Raw genomic sequence first — 7,072 nt, 5'->3', positions numbered from 1 at the left:
GCCGCGCTCGCGGCGACCATCACGCCGGAGGTTGCCGCTGCCGTCAGCGCCGGTGCCGAGCCGGCCATCGCGTGGCGCGAGCCGCACGGGCAAGCCGAGGTCGAGGCGGCGTTCGCCGAGGCGCAGAAGCTCGGCCAGCCGGTGTTCGTCTACTGGGGCGCGGTATGGTGCCCGCCGTGCAACCAGGTCAGGGCGACGGTGTTCAACCGGCCCGACTTCATCGCCAAGAGCCGCGGCTTCGTCGCGATCTACCTGGACGGCGACCAGCCCGGCGCGCAAAAGCTCGGCGCGCGCTTCAAGGTGCGTGGCTACCCGACCATGATCTTGTTTCGCCCCGACGGCAGCGAGCTCACGCGCCTGCCCGGCGAGGTCGATGCGCAGAAGTATCTGCAGGTGCTGGCACTCGGCCTCGGCGCTGCGCGCCCGGTCAAGCAGGTGCTGGCCCAGGCGCAGTCCGCGCCCGCCAAACTGAGCGCCGACGACTGGCGGCTGCTGGCCTACTACGCCTGGGACACCGATGAGCAGCAGCTCGTGGGCAAGCACTCGCTCGCGCCGACGCTGCGGCGTTTGGCCGCGGCTTGCCCGCCCGCGCAGGCCGAGGCGGCCACGCGGCTTGCGCTCCAGGCGCTGCTCGCAGAGGCCGGCGAGGAAGGCAAGGCCAACGCCAAAGTGCCGCGCAACCATGCCGCCGCGCGCGAGAAGCTGCTCACCGTGCTGGCTGATGACGCCCTGGCGCGCCAGAACCTCGACATCGTCACCAACTATGCGCAGGAGCTGAGCGGCCTGCTCACGGCGCCGGGCACACCGGAGCGCGAGCAGCTCGCCAGCGTCTGGGCCGCCACACTCGACCGGCTCACCGCCGACGCCCGGCTTTCGCAGGGCGACCGCATGGCGGCGCTGGTCTCGCGCATCGCCCTGGCCAGGCTCGGCGCGCCCAAGGACGCACCACTCAGCGCGGTGCTGCAGGAGCATGTGCGCCTACAGACCGCGCGCGCCGACCGTGAAGTGGCGAGCGACATCGAACGCCAGGCGGTGATGACGAGCGCGGCCCATGCGCTGTCGCAGGCCGGGCTGCTCGGCGATTCCGACCGCCTGCTCAATGCGGAGCTGAAGCGCTCGCACAGCCCCTACTACGCCATGCTGCAACTCGCCGCCAATGCCGGGCAGCGCGGCGACAAGGGCGCAGCGCTCGGCTGGTACGAGCGCGCTTACAAGGAGTCGCGCGGGCCGGCCACGCGCGTGCAGTGGGGCGCGAGCTACGTGAGCGCGCTGGTCGAACTGGCACCCGAGGACGCCGCGCGCATTGCGCAGGCGGCCGCCAGCGTGCTCGGTGAATTGAAGGGCCAGCCCGACGCGTTCTACGACCGCACCGCGCGCTCGCTCGAGCGCATGAGCGGCAAGCTGCTGGCATGGAGTCACGGCGCCGAGCGGGCGGCGGTGCTGGGCCGCCTGCGCGCACAGCGCGACGGCCTGTGTACGGTGCTGCCGGCCGGTGATGCGCAGCGCGCCACCTGCGAGGGGCTGCTCGTCGCCCCCGCCCGCTTACCGGCCGGCGCACGGTCGGCGACGCACACCTGAACCCAAGCCACGCACCATGCCCCGCCCCACGCTAGAACCCGCCCAGCTGCACGATGCGATCCAGGACCGGGTCGCGAACTTCCACGCCGACATCGTGCATAACGTGCGTGCCGCGGCCAGCTCCAACGCCATCCTCGTGGTCGGCATGGCCACCAACCCCTGGTGTTGGCGCGCCCGCAAGGCGCTCGACGCCGCCGGCCAGGCGCACCACTACCTCGAATACGGCAGTTACTTCGGCGGCTGGCAGCCGCGCCTGGCGCTCAAGATGTGGACGGGTTGGCCCAGCTTCCCGATGGTGTTCGTGCGTGGCCAGCTCGTCGGCGGCGCCCAGGACGTGCAGCGGCTCATCGCCAGCGGTGAACTGCCGCGGCTGCTCGCTGCGGGTTGATATGACCCAGACCGACAAGGCCCCGCTGCCGGCAAGAACGCCGCGCCTCTACTGGGAAGATTTCCCGCCCGGCAGCGTGCGCGAGTTCGGAAGGCACACGCTCACGCGCGAAGCGATCGTGCGCTTTGCGAGCGAGTTCGACCCGCAGCCGTTTCACCTGGACGAAGCCGCAGCCGAAGCCTCGCTGTTCGGCGCCCTCTCGGCCAGCGGCTGGCATACCTGCGCGCTGGTCATGCGCATGATGTGCGACGACTTCCTGCTCGACTCGGCCAGCCTCGGCTCGCCGGGCCTCGACCACATCAAGTGGTTGAAGCCGGTGCTGGTGGGCGACACCCTGCGCGTGCGCCTGCAGGTGCAGGAGGCGCGGCCGATGGCGAGCCGCCCGCACGTCGGGCTGGTGCGCTTTGAATGGCAGGCGTTCAACCAGAAGAGCGAGCCGGTGCTCACGATGCAGGGTTGGAACATGTTCGGTCGCCGCGAGGCCGCGGCCCCTGCCGCATGAGTAAGCGCGCGGCGCCCGGTCGGCCGGTGCGCGGCGCTTGGACGTGCGGGCAGGGTGCCTGCGCGAGGCGCTCGCCATGAGCGGGCGCCTCGTTGCCCAGACGCCGAGCTTCACCGCGCTCGATTTTCGGTCCGCACTCGGCATGTTCGCCACCGGCGTGACCATCGTCACCGCGCGCACGCCGCAGGGCGAGCGCGTGGGCCTCACCGCCAACTCCTTCAACTCGGTCTCGCTCGCGCCGCCGCTGGTGTTGTGGAGCCTGGGGCGCAGCGCCGGCACCCTGCCCGCGTTTGCGCGCGGCTCGCATTACGCCATCAACATCCTGAGCGCCGCGCAGCATGAGCTGGCCGAGCGTTTTGCCAGCAAAACCGATGACCGCTTCGCCGGCGTGGCATGGCGCGAAGGCGCCAGTGGCGCGCCCCTGCTCGACGGCGCCGCGGCGGTGTTCGAGTGCTTCAACCGCAGCCAGTACGAAGAGGGCGACCACGTCATCTTCGTCGGCGAGGTCGAGCGCTGCAGCGTGACGGCGGGTGCCAGCCCGCTCATCTTTCACGGCGGGCGTTACTTCACCGAGTTGCCGCTTTAGGGTGGCGCTGCGCCGGCGGCCCCGGCGTTGCAGCGAGGCCAGCGTCCACCGCTACGACGGCGGCACGCAGCGGCGGCTCACTTCGCCCTGCGCTGGCTCGCGTCGATGTCCACGTATTGCCACCATTCCTGCCAGAACACCGGCCGGCGGTAGCCGACGAGCTCGGGGTAGGACATGTCGGTGAGCAGGCGGCTCATGCGGAACTTGTAGGGCATGTGCGCCGCGGCCAGGCGCTTGGCCCGGTCGAACAGCGCGTCGCGCTCCGGGCCGTCTTCGATCACGCGCATGCGTTCCAGCAGGGCGTCGAACTCCGGCATCTTGAAGCGCGCCATGTTCTGCCCGCCGATCTGCTTGCTGTCAAACCGCGCCAGCGCGCCTTGCCCGTCGGAGCCCGCCGCCGAACCGCCCACACCCCAGATCGCCAGCTTGCCGGCGCGCGCGGCCTTGAGGTTCTCCGGCCACTGCGCAAGCTCGAAAGCCACGCGCAGGCCGATCGCGTCCATGCTCTTCTTCATGACTTCGGCGATCTGGCGGTCGCGCTGGGTGGGCTGCGAGGCCACGCGCAGCACCAGCGGCTGGCCGCCCGGCAGCTCGCGCCAGCCGTCGCCGTCGCGGTCGAGGTAGCCGTAGACGTCGAGCAGCGCCTTGGCGCGCGCCGGGCTGTACTCGCCGAACTCGCTGCGAAAGTCGGGCGCGTAGCCCGAGGTGTAGGGAATGATGGGCGACTGCGACACCACCGCCTGGCCGTTGCGCACCAGGCGAATCTCCGCCTGCACGTCGAGTCCCAGGCCGATGGCACGGCGCAGTGCCACCTTGTCGGCACCGTAGCCGCCGACCACGGCGTCCTCCATGTTGAAGAAGTAGTAGAGGCTGCCCGGCTCCAGTTGCTGGTAGGCGCGAATGCCCTTCTTGGCAAGATTGGGGGCGACTTTGTTGCCCGGCATCGCGACGTTGAAGAACTCCGGGCCGAGCCGCTCGATGAAGTCGGCCTCGCCGTTGACGAACGAGAGCCAGCGCGGCTGCTGCTCGGTGATGATGGAGACCTCCACGCGGTCGATCATCGGCAGGCGCCGGCCCTTGAAGCGCGCCAGCAGGGCCTGGCCCTCGGCGTCGTCGGCGGCGGGCTCGGCGTCGTAGAACATCTCGCGGAACTCGGGGTTGCGCTCCATCACGATCAATGAGCTGCGCCGCCACTGCACGAGCTTGAAGGGGCCGGTGCCGACCGGGTGCGCGTCGATCTGGTCGCCGTAGAACTCGACGACCTCGCGCGCCACGGCGCCGAACAGGTCGCCGGCCGCAAACGTTTCGAGGAAGCGCGGGCGCGGCTTTTCGAGGCGAACCTGGAGCGTGTAGCGGTCGAGCGCCTTGATGCCTTCGACGGGACGGTCGTAGTCGAACGGCTGCCGGCTGTCGAGCGCGGCCTGGCGCGCTTCGGCCAGGCCCACCAGCCGCTCGTCGGCCAGGCCCGTCCACACCGGGCTCGTGTTGGCCGGGTCGGCGAAGCGCTTGAAGGTGTAGACGTAATCCTCGGCCACCAGCTCGCGCCGCTTGCCCTTGAACGCCGGGTCGCTGGCGAAGTAGATGCCGGGCCGCAGCTTGACGGTCCAGACGCGGAAGTCGTCCGAATGCGTCGGCATCGCCTCGGCCGTGAGCGGCCTCACCTTGATCGGCCGCGCCAGCGGGTCATACCGGAGCAGCGACTCGAAGATGTGTGGGGTGAGCGTGCGCGAGTAGATGTCCTGGATCTTGACCGGGTCCAGGCTCGTTTCGGCCACCTCGAAGGCGTAGCGCAGCACCTTCTTGACGCCGTCGGCGGCCGGCGGCGAGGCGGGCTGCGCCGCCACCGTGGCAGTGCCGACGGCGAGCGAGAACGCGGTGACGACGGCGAACGCGAACGCGCGCATGAAGGACGAAGCAGGGCGCATCGGCATGTGCGCTGTCTCCTTCTGTCTCTTTATTTCCTGCGCTCGGCAGCGAGCGCGCTGTCGATGTCGACGTACTGCCACCACTGGTTGCCGAATTGCGGCCTGCGGTAGCCGATCAGCCAGGGTTGGCTGATGTCGTTGAGCACGCGGTGGACGTGGTACTTGTGCGGCGCGTAGGCGGCGGTGATTTTTTGCAGCTCGCGCAGCGCGGCCAGGCGCTCGGGCCCGTCGGGCAGGGCCTGCATGCGCTGGTAGACCTCGTCATAGCGCACCGATGCAAAGCGCGCCAGGTTCTCGCCGCCGGCCGCCGGGCCGTAGAGCGAGGTGAGCGCGGGTTGCACGTCGGGCGTCGAGGCGGTCGAGCCCAGCTCCCAGATCATCAGCTTGCCGGCGCGCGCCGCCTTGAGCTGCTCGGGCCACTGCGCACTGTCGATCTGCAGGCGCACGCGGATCGCGTTCATGCTGCTGTGCCACAACTGTTCGTATTGCCGGCTGGCGGCGTCCGGGCTGCTCGCAAACCGGATCACCAGCGGTGAGCCGTCGGGCATGTCGCGCCAGCCGTCGCCGTCGCGGTCGACATAGCCGTAGACGTCGAGCAGCGCCTGCGCGCGCGCGGGGCTGTGCTCGGCCGCGCCGATGCGCAGGCTCGGGTCGTAGCCCCAGGTGCCGGGCGCCACGATCGATTGCGCCGGGATCGCCTGGCCCCGGCGCACCACGCTGATCTCGCGCTGCACGTCGATCGCCAGAGCCAGCGCACGCCGTAGCGCCACCTTGTCGGGCCCGTAGCCGCCGACGGTGGCATCGGTCATGTTGAAGTAGTTCAGCGTGTGGTCGGAATTGAGCACGCGCGCGAGCACCATGCCGCGCCTGGCGAGGTGGGGCGCGAGCTTGCCGTTCGGCGCGGCGAGGGTGATGAACTCGGGCGGCACCGGAAAGGCGAGGTCGAGCTCATCGTTCAAGAAGGCGAGCCAGCGCGGCTGGCTCTCTTCGATGATGTTGATCTCCACGCGGTCGATCATCGGCAGGCGCCGACCCTTCAAGCGCGCCAGCAGTGCCTGCCCGTCAGCGTCGTCGGCAGCAGGCTCGGCGTCGTAGAACTGTTCGCGAAAGCCGGGGTTGCGTTCGAGCGCGATGAAGGAGCTGCGCCGCCATTGCGCCAGGCGAAACGGCCCGGTGCCGACCGGGTGCTCGCCGACCGCGTCGCCATGCGCTTGCACCACCTCGCGTGCCACCGCCGCGAAGCCGCCGTTGTCTGCCAGGCGGTAGAGAAAGCGCGGACGCGGCTCGGCCAGCCTGAACTGCAGGGTGTAGCGGTCCAGGGCGCGCACGCCTTCGACTTCGGTGTCGTAGTCGAACGGCGTGCGATTTTTCAGCGATGCCTCGCGTAAGGCATCCAGACCGAGTGCGCCCTGCTCCCGGGTGTCGGTGTAGGCGGGGCTCTTGTTGGCCGGGTCATAGAAACGCTTGTAGGCGTAGACGTAGTCGGCGGCGGTCAGCTCGCGTGCCTGGCCCCGGAAGGCCGGGTCGTCGGTGAAGAAGATGCCGGGCCTCAGCCGTATCGTCCAGGTGCGAAAGTCCGCCGACACCTCGGGCATCGCGGCGGCCGTGTTGGGCACGATCCTGGCTGGCCGCGCCAGGTAGTCGTAGCGGTAGGGCGCGTCGAAGATGTGCGCTGCGACATAGCGCGAATACAGATCGCTGATGCGGGCAGGATCGAAGCCGGTCTCGGCGGCGACGAAGGCGTAGCGCAGGGTCTTCGTGGTCGGCGGCGATGCGGCCGGTGGCGCGGCGGTGGCGGCGAGGCAGCACGTGGCCAGTGCAGCGGCGAAGAAGAATCGGGTGAGCGGCTTCATGGTTGCGTCAGGCGTGCCGCTGCTGGACTTGGCGTCGGACGGCGTAGTCTGTAGCGGTCGGTGCGCCGCCCGCCCGCGGCTTTGCTCACGCTCATCCCACTCGAGGCTGCGTTGATCACCCGCTCACCCACTCACTTCGCCCGCGCCTGCAGCGCCGGGTCGACATCGACGTACTGCCAAAACTCGCGCAGGAAGATGTTGCGGTGATAGCCGATCACCCAGGGTTGGGCCAGGTCGGTG

Annotated in this window: 6 protein-coding genes; 4 read left to right on the top strand and 2 right to left on the bottom strand. The window is 69.9% G+C overall.

All coding sequences use genetic code 11. The annotated features are described in order from the left end of the window. From RMO12_RS01255 to RMO12_RS01240, 4 genes are all read left to right on the top strand, one after another. The coding region (locus tag RMO12_RS01255; RefSeq protein WP_309637909.1) for a thioredoxin family protein at positions 1 to 1,578 on the top strand (1,578 nt) is incomplete at its 5' end. Between the two features lie 16 nt (positions 1,579 to 1,594). Then, the gene (locus RMO12_RS01250) at positions 1,595 to 1,966 is read left to right on the top strand and encodes a glutaredoxin (protein ID WP_309637908.1); all 372 of its coding nucleotides are present in this window, start codon (positions 1,595 to 1,597) and stop codon (positions 1,964 to 1,966) included. A 1-nt stretch (position 1,967) separates the two neighbouring features. Further along, positions 1,968 to 2,468 carry a MaoC family dehydratase gene (locus tag RMO12_RS01245; protein WP_309637907.1) on the top strand — a complete coding sequence of 167 codons (501 nt, stop codon included), beginning with the start codon at positions 1,968 to 1,970 and terminating at the stop codon, positions 2,466 to 2,468. A gap of 76 nt (positions 2,469 to 2,544) precedes the next feature. After that, positions 2,545 to 3,054 carry a flavin reductase family protein gene (locus RMO12_RS01240; protein ID WP_309626538.1) on the top strand — a complete coding sequence of 170 codons (510 nt, stop codon included), beginning with the start codon at positions 2,545 to 2,547 and terminating at the stop codon, positions 3,052 to 3,054. A 77-nt stretch (positions 3,055 to 3,131) separates the two neighbouring features. On the opposite strand, the gene RMO12_RS01235 is transcribed toward RMO12_RS01240, so the two are convergent. Both RMO12_RS01235 and RMO12_RS01230 read right to left on the bottom strand, forming a co-directional pair. Continuing rightward, positions 3,132 to 4,985 (bottom strand): ABC transporter substrate-binding protein, encoded by a 1,854-nt coding sequence (locus RMO12_RS01235; RefSeq protein ID WP_309637906.1) that lies wholly within the window; start codon positions 4,983 to 4,985, stop codon positions 3,132 to 3,134. A 23-nt stretch (positions 4,986 to 5,008) separates the two neighbouring features. Next, the gene (locus tag RMO12_RS01230; RefSeq protein WP_309637905.1) at positions 5,009 to 6,832 is read right to left on the bottom strand and encodes an ABC transporter substrate-binding protein; all 1,824 of its coding nucleotides are present in this window, start codon (positions 6,830 to 6,832) and stop codon (positions 5,009 to 5,011) included. Positions 6,833 to 7,072: the final 240 nt, after the last annotated feature.

The organism is Methylibium sp. (assembly GCF_031393925.1).
Classification (GTDB): domain Bacteria; phylum Pseudomonadota; class Gammaproteobacteria; order Burkholderiales; family Burkholderiaceae_C; genus Methylibium.
This window is presented reverse-complemented; position numbering and strand designations above follow the sequence as displayed.